This is a genomic window from Paraburkholderia sp. BCC1886 (assembly GCF_900996245.1).
Classification (GTDB): Bacteria; Pseudomonadota; Gammaproteobacteria; order Burkholderiales; family Burkholderiaceae; genus Paraburkholderia.
Genome location: NZ_CAAJGK010000023.1, coordinates 1 through 267, shown reverse-complemented (window position 1 = coordinate 267; position 267 = coordinate 1). Strand labels below are relative to the sequence as shown.

1 tRNA gene is annotated in these 267 nt (G+C 55.1%); it reads left to right on the top strand.

Features of this window, described 5'->3' with window-relative positions:
* Positions 1 to 142 precede the first annotated feature (142 nt).
* Positions 143 to 218: transfer RNA gene (locus FQ746_RS02740), tRNA-Ala, on the top strand.
* The last annotated feature ends 49 nt before the right edge of the window (positions 219 to 267 follow it).

Genomic DNA, 267 nt, shown 5'->3' with positions numbered 1-267 from the left:
GGTTAGAGCACCGTCTTGATAAGGCGGGGGTCGATGGTTCGAATCCATCCAGACCCACCATCCGTGTCTGTGGTGGTTCTGGCCGGGTGATGACCCTTTCAATCTTTATGCGGGTACAGCATTCATGTGTACGGTATGACCGGGGGGATTAGCTCAGCTGGGAGAGCACCTGCTTTGCAAGCAGGGGGTCGTCGGTTCGATCCCGTCATCCTCCACCAATCTTCAATGCGTAGTGTTCTGCGAAAAAGCGGCAGAGGACTGTGCATT